This window comes from Chitinophaga barathri, from assembly GCF_003807585.1.
Classification (GTDB): Bacteria; Bacteroidota; Bacteroidia; order Chitinophagales; family Chitinophagaceae; genus Chitinophaga; species Chitinophaga barathri.
On record NZ_RMBX01000014.1, the window covers coordinates 254,310 to 268,400 of the forward strand.

Genomic DNA, 14,091 nt, shown 5'->3' on the forward strand with positions numbered 1-14,091 from the left:
CCGGTTAAAAATGTGTCTCTAAAGTTATTCGGCTTAACGCAGCACCATCTGGCGGTCCGCATCGAGGCGCAGCATGATGAAAATGAGCATGGTAAAGGTCATCAGCGAGGAGCCGCCGTAGCTCACCAATGGCAGCGGTATCCCGATCACGGGCGCAAGGCCGATGGTCATGGAGATATTGATAGCCAGGTGGAAAAAGATGATACTCGCCACGCCGTATGCATACACACGGCTGAATGTCGATCGCTGTCGTTCCGCGATAAAGATGATCCGGAAGAGCAGTGCGACGTAAATACCGAGGAACAGGAGGCTGCCGAAGAAGCCGAAGTCCTCTCCTATGGTGCAGAAAATGAAGTCTGTACTTTGTTCCGGCACAAAGTCGAAACGGGTCTGGGTGCCTTTGAGGTAACCTTTGCCCCAGAAGCCGCCGGAGCCGATGGCGATCATACTCTGGCGGGTGTTGTAGGTAGCTTTGGGATCGTTCTCTTTCCCGAGCATCACTTCAATACGGCGTACCTGGTAGTCTTTCAGCACTTTGGTAAAGGCAAACGGCACGATGAACATCACAAACGCGGAGCAGAAAGCCCATACGCCGATGATCATCATCAGCTTCGACCGTTTCCGCCTGATCTCGCGCCGCATAAAATACACTACCAAAGCCGCAATACCGGTAAAGACATACAGGAGCACATATTTATCCACCAGCAGCGCGGACAATACCAGGATGATGGCGGAAAACGCGATCACCAGTAAAATGCCGGGCAGGCCTTCACGGAACATTACGAGGAAAAAGCAGAGGTACACCAACGCCAGCCCCGTTTCATCCTGCAGGATGATGAGGCCGAAAGGGATCAGTACCATGGCACACGCGATGAGGCGGCTGCGCATTTTGGTAAAGTCCGTTTCCATACTGGACAGGTACTTCGCCAGCGCCAGGTTTGTACATAGTTTGGTGAACTCCGCGGGCTGAAAACGGAAGCCGCCCAGCTCCAGCCAGGAGTTGGAGCCTTTTACACCCGTGCCGATGGCCAGTACCACCAGCAGCAGCAGGATACCAAAAGCATACAGCAGGTTTGCCGTGGCGGTAAAGAACTTGCTGTCCGTGAGCCAGATGCCCAACGCCAGTACCATGGACACGCCGAACCACAACACCTGCCTCGCCCAGTTTTTGTTCTGGGAAAGAAGGTTCTGTATCACATGGTCCCCTTCGCGGTACTCCGCGGCAAATATGGCGAGAAAGCCGATAAATACCAGTGCGAGGTACATCCCGAAGATGGGCCAGTCGATGCCTGCTGTAAGTTTCGCTTGTGGGCGGTTCATTGTGACTATTTTGAAAGAATTCTTTTTAACAAGGCGTCGCGTTCAACCGAAGCGGCAAAAACGCTGTTGAGCGAATCCACTTTCGACCGGGCGCGCATTTCGGTGGACATGGTGGCGGTTTCCATCATCCTCTGGATAATGGGTAGCCGTTTGGTGGAAATGGTATCCGTCAGGTATTTCTCCATCAGCGCGCTGCCGATGGGCACTGCATAGGTGGCGCCAAAACCCGCGTTTTCCACGATCACCGCGATGGCGATCTTAGGATTGTCCCTCGGGGCGAAACCTACGAACAGCGAGTGGTCTTTCAGCTGCACCACCTTCCCGTCTATTCTTGCTTTATTTTCCGCCGTACCTGTTTTACCACACACCGCGATACCCTCTATCTGGGCGCCGCGGGCCGTACCTTTCGTCACCACATCCTCCATTCCCAGTATGATCGTGCTGAAGGCTTCATCGGAAATGTGTTCGGCAACGGATACTTTCTGTTTATATTTTTTCAGGAGATCGGACTTGTCATTGTCTATGGATTGCACAAAATGCGGGATATAATAGTATCCCCTGTTCGCAATGATACACATGGCATTGGCCATTTGCAGCGGGGTAAGGATCAGCTGGCCCTGGCCCATGCCCACGTATACTTCGGAGCAGGAGTTCCATGAGCCGCGGTATACGTAGTTCATCCTCGCCGTGTCCGGCACCACGCCGCGCACTTCGCCGGGTATATCGATGCCCAGCCTGCGGCCCAGACCCATCAGGTTCAGGTAATTGGTCCATTGCACCTGCCCGTTCACCACGCCGCCCCATTTGCGGTTATCTACAGACAGCCGGTAAAGGTGCATAAAATAGGAGTTGCAGGAATTAGCCATCGCGATGCGCATGTTCGCCGCGTGGCCGGGGTTGCTGTGCGTACAGCGGATGAAGCGGCCGCAAAGGCCGTAACCGCCATGGCAGGGGAAACCGAAGTCCGGGGAGATGACACCTTCGTCCAGGGCTACAAGCCCGGTAATGGGCTTAAAGGTGGACCCTGGCGGGTAAGCCGCCTGTACCGCGCGGTTAAAGAAAGGTTTGGTGGTATCGAGGTAAAGTTTGTTATAGTTCTGCGAGCGGTAGGAACCGGAAAGCAGGTTCGGGTCGAAGACGGGGCCGCTCACCATGGCGAGGATGCCGCCGGTTTGCGGGTCTATGGCGACGATGGAGCCTACTTTTCCTTTCATCATGGCTTCGCCGAGTACCTGCAGGTCTATATCCAGCGCGAGGCGCAGGTTTTTACCGGCAACGGCGGCCGTGTCAAAGTCGCCGTTTTCCAGCGGGCCCTGCGGCCTGTTCAGGTTATCTTTTACCAGGTATTGAATGCCGCGCTGGCCCATGAGAATGTTCTCATACGTGCGCTCCAGCCCCGTCATGCCCAGGTAGTCACCCTGCTGGTATGCGCTGTATTTGCCGGAAGTATCATTGAGCATGCCGGGCGTGATCTCGCTGATATAGCCGAGAACGTTGGCGCCTGCGCCGTAAGTGTAGTTGCGCACAGGCCGCAGCACCAGTTCGAAGCCGGGCTGGAACATATACATGCTTTCCTGGAGTTTGCCGTATACTTCGGGAGTGAGCAGGCTGGCAAATACGGAGGGGCGCACCGGCCCTTCCTTCATACGGGCATTTGCAATGCGTTTGATGAATTCTTCGTGGGTGATGGAGAGTACCTCGCAGAGATAGGCGGTATCAATATTTTTTACGCTGCGCGGAGTGACCATCAGGTCGTAGAGGGCTTCGTTGCGCATCACGCTGCGGCCTTTACGGTCGTAGATAATGCCCCTGCTGGGATATATCACCTTGCGTAAATGCGCGTTGGCATCCGCGAGTTTGGAATATTTGGTTTCCACTACCTGCAAAAAGAAAAGTCTCACCACGATGAGGGCCACCATGCCGAGGAAGATCATTTGGATCACTCTTTTTCTGGGCTGATTAAAAACAGACATGCAGGTACCTTGTTAAAAAAATTTATGCTCCGTATTACTTCCTGCTGAAAAACAACAGCTCATAGATCAAAATGAGGAACAGGCTGGTTGCTGTGCTCAGCAATATTTTCATCAACAGGTATAAGGGATCGGAAAAACTAAAAACAGACAAACAAAAATAAACAATGTGGTGTAACAGCACGAGCACTGATACATAGATGGCAAACTGGGAAGTGCCCATGCTTGTCACGGAAGGCGTACGCTGTGTTCCTTCAAAACCGCCCTGTGGCGAAAGGATGTTGAGGATGAACGGGCGCAGGTAAGCGATAAATACACAGGCGGCGGCGTGCAGGCCCATGGTGTCTGTGAACATATCCAGGGTAAGGCCCAGCAGGAATCCCAGCAGCTGCAGCGCGGGGCGCGGGAGGTTGAAGGGCAGCAGCAGGATGAAGAGCATGTATAGGTAAGGGTTTATCAACTGGTGAATGAGGATCTGGTCCAGCACCAATACCTGGAACAGGATCAATAAAATAAACCGGATGATATTTTTTAACAGTACGCTCATTTTATCAGGTTGCGTGTTGAATCTTCCAGCCTGGTCTGCTCATCGCGCAGCAGGTTTTCGATCACATACACATATTGCAGGTTGTAAAAGTTGGTAGCGAGTTTAAGGCGGATGGTGTAGGCCGTGCTGGATTTGTCGGAAGTATAGAACGTGTCTATATAACCCACCGGCAGGTTTTCGGGGAATACGGCGGAGTAACCGCTGGTTACGACCGTATCGCCTCTGTGCAGTTTGGCGCTGCGGGGAATATCCTTCATCAGGATATACCCGGCGTTCATACCATCCCAGCCTACGGTGCCGGTTTCGCCGGAGTTGCGCAGGCGGGCGCTCACGCCGAAGTTCGACGCGTTGCCGGTGCCGCGGCTTTTGTACAGCAGCGAGATCACCACGGCATAGTTCTCGCTTACGCTGCGCACTACGCCCACCACGCCGTTCGGCCCTACCACGCCCATGTTCGGGCGTACGCCGTCTTTGCTGCCGCGGCGGATGGTGATGGTATTGATCTCCTGGTTCACAGAGTTGTTGATCACTTTGGCTTCGCGGTAAAGGAACTTGCGCACTTCGGTGCTCAGCAGTTTGCGGGCCGTGTCGTTGCTGTATTTGCGGAGGGTGTCGTGTATAACGTTCGCGGAAGTATCCCTGATATCGAAGCTGGTGGACAGTTCGTTGTGCAGGCGCATGTTTTCCCGTACCAGGCTGTCGTTCGTGGCTTTAAGATGGAAGTAATACTGAACGTCGTTGTATTGCGTGTAGAGTTTGCCGCTTACGCCGTTGGCGGAGTTGAGGTATACCGCACGCTGGTGATTGTTCGTCCTGAATACGAAAATAAAGCAGATCACTTCCAGCAGCAGAAACAGAAAGAAGTTGAAATACCGCCTTAAGAAAATGATCAGATTGCGCACTGGATACGAGTCTAAGGATTCCGGATTGCACCCCGGCGTGCTGGTACAAACCGGGGTGTAAATGATTTTATTGCATCAGGAAAGGATATTTGCCGATGTGTTTCAGGGCAATGCCGGTGCCTCTTACCACGGCGCGCAGCGGATCGTCCGCAACGTGCACGGGCAGCTTGATCTTCTGGCTGAGCCTTTTGTCCAGGCCGCGCAGCAGGGCGCCGCCACCGGTAAGATAAAGACCGCGGCGGTAGATGTCCGCTGCTAGTTCCGGAGGGGTTGTTTCCAGCGCTTTCAGGATGGCTTCTTCGATCTTGAAGATGGATTTGTCGAGTGCTTCGGCTATTTCCTGGTACGATACCATGATTTGTTTGGGGATGCCGGTTACAAGGTCACGGCCGTTTACGGGGATGTCGTCCGGCGGATTATCCAGCTCTTTCAGAGCGGAACCGATGCCGATCTTGATCTGTTCGGCGGTCCTTTCACCGATCAGCAGGGAATGGTAGCGGCGGAGTGCTTCCATGATGTCTGCTGTAAATTCGTCTCCGGCGATGCGGATACTCTGGTCGCACACAATACCGGCCAGGGCGATCACGGAAATACCGGTGGTACCACCTCCGATATCGATGATCATGTTACCCACCGGTTCCTCTACGTCTATGCCAATACCAAGGGCGGCTGCCATTGGTTCGTGAATGAGATATACTTCCTTGGCGCCCGCCTGTTCGGCAGAGTCGCGTACGGCGCGTTTTTCCACTTCCGTGATGCTGGAAGGGATACAGATCACCATTTTCCAGCTGGGTGCAAATAAAGGCTTCTTCGGATACACCATTTTGATAAGCTCCCGGAGCATACCCTCTGCAGCATTGAAATCCGCGATCACACCGTCCTTCAGGGGACGGATGGTACGCAGGTATTCATGCGTTTTCTCGTGCATCATCATCGCCTTTTTGCCCACGGCAACGATCTTGCCACTGGCGCGTTCTATAGCCACAATGGAAGGTTCGTCCACCACCACGGAATCATTGTGAATGATCAGTGTATTCGCGGTTCCAAGGTCTATTGCAATCTCCTGAGTTAAAAAGTTAAAGAAGCCCATTGTTTGATACGGTCAAAAATATTTGAATGCAAAAATGAATAATTCTAACGAATATACGAGACAATTATTGGATTATTCAACAGATATACAGAAATAAATGAAAGAAATGCTTTATGCATATTTTCGCTCTCCCTGAGCCCTGTACGAAGTCTGTTAACTGACAAACTCGTAGCCAATGTCCCGCCTGTAGTACTTGCCCCCGAACGATATGCGCTCTGCTGTCTGCTTTGAGTGAGCAAGCGCTACCTGCAAATCGCTTGCCAAAGATGTGATAGCCAGCACTCTGCCGCCGTTCGTAAGCACCTTGTCCCCATCGGCTTTCGTGCCCGCATGAAACACCAGCTGGTCTTTCGCCGGCTCCGGGATGCCCGTGATCTCCATGCCTTTCTCGTAGGCTTCGGGATAACCGCCGCTTACCAGCATCACGGTAGTGGCCGCTCTCGGGTCTTCGTACACCTGGAGTTTATCCAGCTGCTGGCCCGGTACGGCGGCAAACAGCTCCAGCAGATCGTTCTGCAGGCGCGGCATCACCACTTCCGTTTCCGGATCGCCCATGCGGCAATTGTATTCTATCACGTGAGGGGCGCCATCCACGCTGATGAGGCCGAAGAAAATAAAACCCTGGTAAATGATGTTCTCCGCGGCAAGACCCTCCACCGTAGGGCGGATGATCTGTTCCTCCACCTGCGCCATAAACGGCTGGTTCGCGAACGGAACGGGGGATACGGCACCCATACCGCCGGTATTGAGGCCGGTATCGCCTTCGCCAATTCGTTTGTAATCTTTTGCCACCGGCAGCAGCTGGTAGTTTTTACCGTCGGTGAGCACGAACACGGAGCATTCGATGCCCGTGAGGAACTGTTCTATCACCACTTTCCGGCCCGCGTCGCCAAACTTGGCGGACTTGATCATCTCTTCAAATTCCTTCACCGCTTCTTCATGATCGGAGGTGATCACCACGCCTTTGCCTGCAGCGAGGCCATCGGCCTTCAGCACGATGGGCTGGGAATGCTGGCGCAGATAAGCCACGCCTTCTTCGAAGTTATCGGCGCTGAACTCACGGTAAGCCGCGGTGGGTATGTTGTGCCGGAGCATGAACTCCTTGGCGAAAGCCTTGCTGCCTTCCAGTTTGGCGCCTTCGGTGGAAGGGCCTATCACGGGAATGTGCCGCAGGGTTTCGTCCTGCTTAAAATAATCGTAAATGCCGTTCACCAGCGGCTCTTCTGAGCCGGGCACCACCATAGTAATCTCATTGTCGAGGCAGAAGTCGCGGATGGCCGCAAAATCGCTCACACCAATGTTCACATTGGTCCCGTGCTGCGCGGTGCCTGCATTGCCGGGGGCAATAAAGAGCTTCGTGCAAGCCGGGCTTTGTGTCATTTTCCAGGCCAGGGCATGTTCCCGGCCGCCGCTACCTAACAGTAAAATGTTCATAATGGATTGAAACGTAATAAAATGAGGGGAATCTCCGGTGTAGAACGCGTTGTAGTACCCGCGGAAAATTTTTGCAAAGTACGGTCAAAAAAACCGGTTTTTGAATGCGGATACCTGATTTTATTTATCTTTCAGCCTTATTTTTATAGCGCAACTGTATTATCGTCAAGAAAACAGCAAATCTAAACTGACCATTTATGAATCAACGGGCTGCCCAGGCGAGCCACCCGAAAGGGCTCTATGTCTTGTTTGCCACTGAAATGTGGGAACGTTTTAACTATTACGGTATGAGGGCCATCCTCGTACTATTCCTTACCAAAGCCCTCGCTTTCGACAAGGCATTTGCCTCCAGCCTTTACGGCAGCTATACCAGCCTCGTATACCTTACTCCCCTCATCGGGGGATTTGTAGCGGACCGGTACTGGGGAAACAGGCGGTCCATTATCATCGGCGGCCTGCTGATGGCATTCGGGGAATTCCTGCTGTTCGGCTGCGCATCCTTATATAACACTTCCCAGCAACTCTCTACTTTCCTGTTCTTTTCCGGCCTGGGCTTCATGATCACCGGCAACGGTTTTTTCAAGCCCAATATCTCTTCCATGGTAGGCCAGCTCTACCCTGACAAGGACCGGAGGATAGACGCGGCTTACACCATCTTCTACATGGGCATCAACGTGGGCGGTGCTTTAGGCCCCGCTATCTGCGGCGCCGTAGGCGATACGGGTAACCCGGCGGACTTCAAATGGTCGTTCCTCGCTGCGGGCATCGCCATGCTGCTGAGCGTGATCGTGTTCCGCTGGCTGAAAGACCACTACATCCGCAGGCCGGACGGCACGCCCCTGGGCACCCCGCCTGAAGGCGCCAAACAAGGCAATGCCATACTGGTGTACATCGGGCTCTTTATTATGTCCGCCGCTATGATCGGCATGCTGTATGTGGATGCGAAGGTGTTTCCCTTCATCACTTACCTGCTCATACTGGCTTTAGCCGTGATCATATATCTCGTGTTTTCTGACAAAAGCCTCTCCAGGGTTGAAAAGAAAAAAGTCATGGTGATCTTCATCGTGTCCTTTTTCGTGATCTTCTTCTGGTCCGCGTTTGAGCAGGCGGGCGCTTCACTTACCTTCTTCGCGGATGAGCAGACGAACCGTGTGCTGAACTGGAATATACCGGTATGGCTGGTTTCCGTCATATCAGCCGTTTTGCTTTATCTCCTGTATAAGGCTTATGCCGGTGCGCGGGAAAACCTGCAAACCGATCCCCGCGGTGTCCGTGTTATCATTTACACCTTGCTGACGGCTTGTGTGGTTTATCTCCTGTACGTGAACATTGGTTTCCTTGTAAAGGGCCAAAGCTCCATCTTCCTCGGTGAAGTACCAGCCAGTACTTTCCAGTCGCTCAATTCCATTTTCGTAGTGGTATTTGCACCTGTATTTGCCGCTCTGTGGCTGAAACTGGGCAGATACGAACCGTCCTCCCCCACCAAAATGGCCATCGGTCTTATGATGCTCGCGGTGGGTTACCTGGTGATCGCCTTTGGCGTGAGGGATGTAGCACCCGGCATCAAAGTGACCATGATGTACCTGATCGGCATGTATGCCCTGCATACCTGGGGCGAGCTTTGCCTCTCCCCGATTGGTCTTGCCCTGGTGAATAAACTGGCCCCTGTCAAATTCGCTTCCCTGCTCATGGCCGTATGGTTCCTGGCAAATGCCATTGCCAATAAGCTGGCAGGCGAGCTGAGCGCCCTTTATCCGGATGGCAAAACCACCAAATTCTTAGGTTACAGTATGAACAACAACTATGAATTTTTTATGCTGTTCGTAGTAATGGCCGGCGTAGCCTCCCTGATCCTGTTTGGCCTTACCAAACAGCTCCAGAAGATGATGAATGCCCAGTAATACCAACTTATTCGAGAGCATGCAGCGCCTTCCCAGCCTGCATGCTTTTTATTTACGTACCATAAAAAAATACTATATTTAGTCTACCCAACTACAATACCTCCTTATGTCTGAAACCAAATTCAAGCCTTTTGTAGCGCCGGAAGTGAAAATGAAAGAGCTGACCCTCAAGTCCATCCTGCTGGGATGCCTTGCCGGTGTCATCTTTGGCGCAGCTACCGTATACCTGGCCCTGAAGGCGGGTTTGACCGTTTCCGCCTCCATTCCCATCGCCGTGATCGCGATCACGCTGGGGCGGAAGTTTTTCAAGACCACCATCCTGGAAAATAACATTATCCAGACGACCGGCTCCGCCGGTGAATCCATCGCCGCGGGGGTGGTATTCACCCTGCCGGGCTTCCTGTTCCTGTCCGCGGGCAGCCAGGGAGAATCCTTTTTTGATTACATGACCATCCTGATACTGGCCGTATTTGGCGGTATTCTCGGTACTTTGATGATGATACCCCTGCGGCGTTCGCTGATCGTAAAGGAGCACGATACGCTTCCTTACCCTGAAGGAACGGCCTGCGGCTCCGTGCTGAAAGCCGGTGAGAAGGGCGGCGAATTTGCCAAAACAGCCTTCCTCGGCCTCGGCTTCGCGCTGGCTTACGCCATGCTGCAAAAGGTGTTTCACGTCATTGCCGAAGTGCCCACCTTTATGACCCGGCAGGCGAACAAAATATTCCCTTCCGCCAAACTGAGCGGCGAGATCACACCGGAATACCTGGGCGTGGGTTACATCATCGGCCCTAAAATAGCCGGTGTGCTGGTGGCGGGCGGCGTTCTGGCCTGGCTTTGCCTTATTCCTTTACTCGCATCCCTCATTCCCGGCGAAGTGATCGCCACACAACTGGTGAAGCTCGGCCTCCTAGCCAACCTTGACACCAAAGGCGGCAGCGGCACCTGGGACCCTGTTACCCGCACTTTCACCGATTATTCCGCGGCCATTTACCAGGCCTATGTGAAACAGATCGGCGCAGGAGCTGTAGCGGCAGGTGGTTTTATCACCCTGCTCAAAACCATTCCGACCATTATTTCGTCCTTCAAGGACAGCATGGGCTCGCTGAAAGAAAAAGGCGACAACACCGCTGTACCCAGGACTGAAAAAGATATTTCTTTCAAATTCGTGATCATCGGCAGCATCGTGCTGGTACTGCTGATGGCGTTCCTCCCGCAGCTGCCGGGCGGCTCCATCCCGAACAAATTGCTGATCGGCCTGCTGGTAGTAATCTTCGGCGCGTTTTTCGTGACCGTGAGCAGCCGCATCGTAGGCCTCATCGGCAGCAGCAACAACCCGATCTCCGGTATGACCATCGCCACGATCATGGGCACCTGCCTGATCTTTATCGCCATCGGCTGGACGGGCAAGACCTATGAGCCCATGGCCCTGGTGGTAGGCGGCATGATCTGTATTGCGGCGGCCAACGCGGGTGCCACCTCGCAGGATCTCAAATCCGGTTACATCGTGGGCGCCACGCCGCGCAACCAGCAGATCGCGCTGTTCGCGGGCGCCATCGTATCCTCCCTGGTAATCGGCTGGACGGTGCATATCCTTGATACGCCTACCGCCGCAATGGCCGCCAAAGGCATTACGCACGCCATCGGCACGGAAGCATATCCCGCGCCGCAGGGCACGCTCATGGCCACCCTCATCAAAGGCATCCTCTCCTTTAACCTGGACTGGCAGTTTGTGCTGGTGGGCGTATTTATCGCCATCACGCTGGAGCTTTGCGGTGTTAAATCTTTATCATTTGCGGTAGGTGCATACCTTCCCCTTTCCACTACATTGCCTATCTTTATCGGCGGTGTGATACGTGGTCTGGTAGAGTGGAAACAAAAACGTTCCGGTGTGAAACTGACCGCGGAAGAAGAAGAACTGGGCAAAGGCAACCTCTTTGCAACGGGCCTCGTGGCGGGCGGAGCGGTAGCCGGCGTGATCGTAGCCGTACTGTCTGTGAACGAAGGCGTGGCTGCCGGGCTTTCCAACATAAACCTGGAACATGGCCTTTCGGCAATCCTCGGCGGCGGCGGTTACCAGGTGCTCGGCGTGCTGTTCTTTGCTGTAATGGGATATACGCTTTACCGTATCGGACGGCAGAAGCAGGAATCCATGGATAAGCTGTAAACTTTTTAAATTATAATACCTATGCCCTCAAAAAGCTCCTTTTTAGCCATTATGACCGCCATTACCATGCTGGCGGCCTGTAAGGGTAAGGATCTGGAAGAAGTGGAGCCCAAACGCAGATTCATTTCTTTTAAAATGGACGGGAAAGTAGCCCTTTCCGAACAGTCCAACCGCGCGTATTACACGCCCGGCAATATCACAGATGCCGACCCTGACAACGACCAGGCCCAAATACTCATCACCGGGTACACTTACACCCGCGATGTGATCAACATCCGCCTGGCGGCTCCCGGCCCTACGCTTGCGCCCGGCCTGTATACGAACTCCATCCCCGGCAACCTGATCGCCATGGAGATGCACCCGGACTTTGAGCTGCTTACCGCCGACGAGGATTACGGCAACCTGGCCGTGCAGGTACTGGATATGAAAGATTCGGTGATCAGCGCGAGCTTCTCGGGCGCCCTGGTGAGTATGGACGATGGTTCCGTCAGGATCATCACCGACGGTTATTTTAAGATGAAATATCAGCAGGCACCATAAAAAAATAAAGGAGGCAACGACGTTGCCTCCTTTATTTTTCAGTGCATTTACACCGCGATCTTCTCCACCGGGGTGATCCTCAGCTCCACCAGCCTGTTTTGCCGGATGACCCTGATAAACTGGAATTGCCCGATCTTGTCACGGTCCAGCTGCCGGAAAAGCGCATCCGAGGTTTCCACCGGCGCGTCATTAAAAGACACGACGATATCACCGTCTGTAATGCCCGCTTTGCCCGCCGGGCTGTTAGACTCCACACCGGTTACAAACAGCGCGCTTTTGTTCTTCAGCTCCAGCCCGCTTCTCAGCTTGGGTACCAGCGTGATCTGCTGAAGGCTCAGGCCCAGGTAAGCGCGGCTTACCCTGCCGTTTTTCATCAGGTCCGCCGCTATCATCCTTGCCGTATCGATGCTGATGGCAAAACAAAGCCCCTGCGCGCCACGGATCATGGCAGTGTTCACACCCACCACTTCTCCTTTGTAATCGATCAGCGGGCCGCCGGAATTACCCGGGTTCAGCGCCGCGTCTGTCTGGATAAGGCCGTCTATCTGCCGGCCTGTTTCGCTGCGCAGCGAACGCCCCAGGGCGCTCACCACGCCGGCGGTAACGGTATGCTGAAATCCCATCGGGTTGCCGATCGCTATCACCAGCTGGCCGATCTGCAGATCTTCCGCGTGGCCCAGCAGGGCAGGCTGAAAATCATATGCGCTCGACTTCAGAATGGCAATATCCGTATCGGGGTCCTCACCCGTAAGAGTTGCAGGGTAAACGCTGCCGTCGTGTAACATCACGTTGAAATAACTCCCTTTGTGCACCACATGGGAGTTGGTGAAAAGGTAACCGTCTGACGAGAAGAAAAATCCCGAGCCAGTGCCGGTTACGTTCCTGTTGGCATCCAGCCGCTCTATTTTTACGACTGACCTGCCTGCGGCTTCCACCGCGTGATGGATGATCTGGGAATAAGCATCCATAAAACCTCCTTCTTTATCCGTAGGGTGTTACCAAAAACAAGCCACATGAAAAACTTGCCAAATTGGCACAAAAATGGTTACCGGATAAGCCCTAAATTGAATCCTTAATCCAACACACTCCATGAAAGTAATATGTTTAGCCGCAGCAGCATGCCTGGCCCTGGCCGCCTGCTCCTCACCCACGGCCCGGAACCAGCAGACCGCAGACAGTACGCAAACCGCCACCGACAAAAATGCCTCTCTCCGTAAAACCATCGACAGTATTGTCACCCAAACGGATGGTAAGGTAGGCGTGGCCATCCTCCACCTGGGCAGCCGGGACACGCTCACCCTCAACGACACCGCTCATTTCCCCATGCAAAGCACCTTCAAGTTCCCCATCGCCATGGCGGTGCTGAAACAGGTGGATGAAGGCAAGCTGAAGCTGGACCAGGAAGTACCCATCGGTAAAAACTGGATGGCCACCAAATACCACAGCCCGCTCCGCGATTCCCTCGCAAAAGTAAAAGCAGCCGGCAAGCCCACCATCGCCACGATGCTCAGCTATATGGTGTCCCTCAGCGACAACGTGGCCTGTGACGTGCTGCTGGAACTTATAGGCGGCGAACCTGTGGCAAATGACTTTATTCACGGCCTTGGTGTGAACAATATCGCCATTGTAGCCAGCGAAATCAAAATGGGCAAGGCCTGGGACGTTCAGTTCACCAACTGGTGCCAGCCTTCCGCTTACACCCAGCTGCTGGACATCCTGGACAAAGGCACCGCCCTTTCCAAAGCCAGCAATGATTTCCTCCTGAAGATCATGTTCGAGACCACCACAGGCCCCGGCCGCATCCGCGGTCTGCTGCCAAAGGAATTGCAGGTGGCGCACAAAACCGGTACCTCCGGCGTGAATCCCGACGGCCTGGCTGCCGCAACGAACGATGTGGGCATTATTGTGCTCCCGAGCGGGCAGAAGCTGGCGATTGCGGTATTCGTATCGCTTTCCCATGCAGATGAGGCTACCCGCGAAAAGGTGATCGCCCAGATTACCAAAGCGGCGTATGATCATGCTTTAAGTACTGGAAATTAATATCTTATATCGGGCAAATATCTTTCCCCTGATATTCATAAAAAAGCCGGCATACTGCCAGTCATGGTCGGAAGAAATTCCGACCATTTTTATGTTTTGAAGAATATATCAGGATTTCCCCCGCATTGTAGTACAATTAAGGCAATGGCCAAATCCCTTACTTCCATTGAAAAGCGTCTTTTG

At 53.6% G+C, this 14,091-nt stretch carries 11 protein-coding genes; 4 read left to right on the forward strand and 7 right to left on the reverse strand.

Annotation, left to right across the window (positions count from 1 at the left end):
* Positions 1-33: 33 nt before the first annotated feature.
* The 6 genes from rodA to purD all read right to left on the reverse strand — a co-directional run bounded on the left by rodA (position 34) and on the right by purD (position 7,263).
* Entirely contained in the window at positions 34-1,320 is a 1,287-nt protein-coding gene (rodA, locus tag EG028_RS23795) for a rod shape-determining protein RodA (RefSeq protein ID WP_120518667.1), read from the reverse strand.
* Positions 1,321-1,325: 5 nt separating this feature from the next.
* Positions 1,326-3,293 carry a penicillin-binding protein 2 gene (mrdA, locus tag EG028_RS23800; protein ID WP_120518666.1) on the reverse strand — a complete coding sequence of 656 codons (1,968 nt, stop codon included), beginning with the start codon at positions 3,291-3,293 and terminating at the stop codon, positions 1,326-1,328.
* Positions 3,294-3,327: 34 nt separating this feature from the next.
* Positions 3,328-3,837, reverse strand: coding sequence for a rod shape-determining protein MreD (locus EG028_RS23805; protein WP_120518665.1), 510 nt, complete (start codon positions 3,835-3,837; stop codon positions 3,328-3,330).
* On the reverse strand, positions 3,834-4,739 hold the full coding sequence (mreC, locus tag EG028_RS23810) for a rod shape-determining protein MreC (protein WP_162946608.1): 906 nt from the start codon (positions 4,737-4,739) through the stop codon (positions 3,834-3,836). Before mreC ends, EG028_RS23805 begins: the two co-directional genes overlap by 4 nt.
* A gap of 67 nt (positions 4,740-4,806) precedes the next feature.
* Positions 4,807-5,829 (reverse strand): rod shape-determining protein, encoded by a 1,023-nt coding sequence (locus EG028_RS23815; RefSeq protein WP_120518663.1) that lies wholly within the window; start codon positions 5,827-5,829, stop codon positions 4,807-4,809.
* Between the two features lie 153 nt (positions 5,830-5,982).
* On the reverse strand, positions 5,983-7,263 hold the full coding sequence (gene purD, locus EG028_RS23820) for a phosphoribosylamine--glycine ligase (protein WP_120518662.1): 1,281 nt from the start codon (positions 7,261-7,263) through the stop codon (positions 5,983-5,985).
* A gap of 197 nt (positions 7,264-7,460) precedes the next feature.
* Here purD and EG028_RS23825 point away from each other — a divergent pair, with 197 nt between their 5' ends.
* The 3 genes from EG028_RS23825 to EG028_RS23835 all read left to right on the forward strand — a co-directional run bounded on the left by EG028_RS23825 (position 7,461) and on the right by EG028_RS23835 (position 11,868).
* A complete protein-coding gene (locus EG028_RS23825; protein WP_120518661.1) occupies positions 7,461-9,164 on the forward strand; it encodes a peptide MFS transporter in 1,704 nt (567 codons plus the stop codon).
* A 106-nt stretch (positions 9,165-9,270) separates the two neighbouring features.
* Complete coding sequence (locus EG028_RS23830; protein WP_120518660.1) at positions 9,271-11,328, forward strand: OPT family oligopeptide transporter; 2,058 nt, start codon at positions 9,271-9,273, stop codon at positions 11,326-11,328.
* 21 nt (positions 11,329-11,349) lie between these two features.
* Complete coding sequence (locus EG028_RS23835; RefSeq protein WP_123864779.1) at positions 11,350-11,868, forward strand: hypothetical protein; 519 nt, start codon at positions 11,350-11,352, stop codon at positions 11,866-11,868.
* Between the two features lie 47 nt (positions 11,869-11,915).
* Here EG028_RS23835 and EG028_RS23840 read toward each other — a convergent pair whose 3' ends face one another.
* Entirely contained in the window at positions 11,916-12,836 is a 921-nt protein-coding gene (locus tag EG028_RS23840; RefSeq protein WP_120518658.1) for a S1C family serine protease, read from the reverse strand.
* A gap of 121 nt (positions 12,837-12,957) precedes the next feature.
* On the opposite strand from EG028_RS23840, the gene bla reads away from it, so the two are divergent.
* On the forward strand, positions 12,958-13,908 hold the full coding sequence (gene bla / locus EG028_RS23845) for a class A beta-lactamase (protein WP_120518657.1): 951 nt from the start codon (positions 12,958-12,960) through the stop codon (positions 13,906-13,908).
* Positions 13,909-14,091: the final 183 nt, after the last annotated feature.

Coding starts and splice junctions, on each gene's coding strand:
- rodA (WP_120518667.1), bottom strand. CDS start 1,320: ATGAACCGCCCACAAGCGAAACTTACAGCAGGCATCGACTGGCCCATC.
- mrdA (WP_120518666.1), bottom strand. CDS start 3,293: ATGTCTGTTTTTAATCAGCCCAGAAAAAGAGTGATCCAAATGATCTTC.
- EG028_RS23805 (WP_120518665.1), bottom strand. CDS start 3,837: ATGAGCGTACTGTTAAAAAATATCATCCGGTTTATTTTATTGATCCTG.
- EG028_RS23815 (WP_120518663.1), bottom strand. CDS start 5,829: ATGGGCTTCTTTAACTTTTTAACTCAGGAGATTGCAATAGACCTTGGA.
- purD (WP_120518662.1), bottom strand. CDS start 7,263: ATGAACATTTTACTGTTAGGTAGCGGCGGCCGGGAACATGCCCTGGCC.
- EG028_RS23825 (WP_120518661.1), top strand. CDS start 7,461: ATGAATCAACGGGCTGCCCAGGCGAGCCACCCGAAAGGGCTCTATGTC.
- EG028_RS23830 (WP_120518660.1), top strand. CDS start 9,271: ATGTCTGAAACCAAATTCAAGCCTTTTGTAGCGCCGGAAGTGAAAATG.
- EG028_RS23835 (WP_123864779.1), top strand. CDS start 11,350: ATGCCCTCAAAAAGCTCCTTTTTAGCCATTATGACCGCCATTACCATG.
- EG028_RS23840 (WP_120518658.1), bottom strand. CDS start 12,836: ATGGATGCTTATTCCCAGATCATCCATCACGCGGTGGAAGCCGCAGGC.
- bla (WP_120518657.1), top strand. CDS start 12,958: ATGAAAGTAATATGTTTAGCCGCAGCAGCATGCCTGGCCCTGGCCGCC.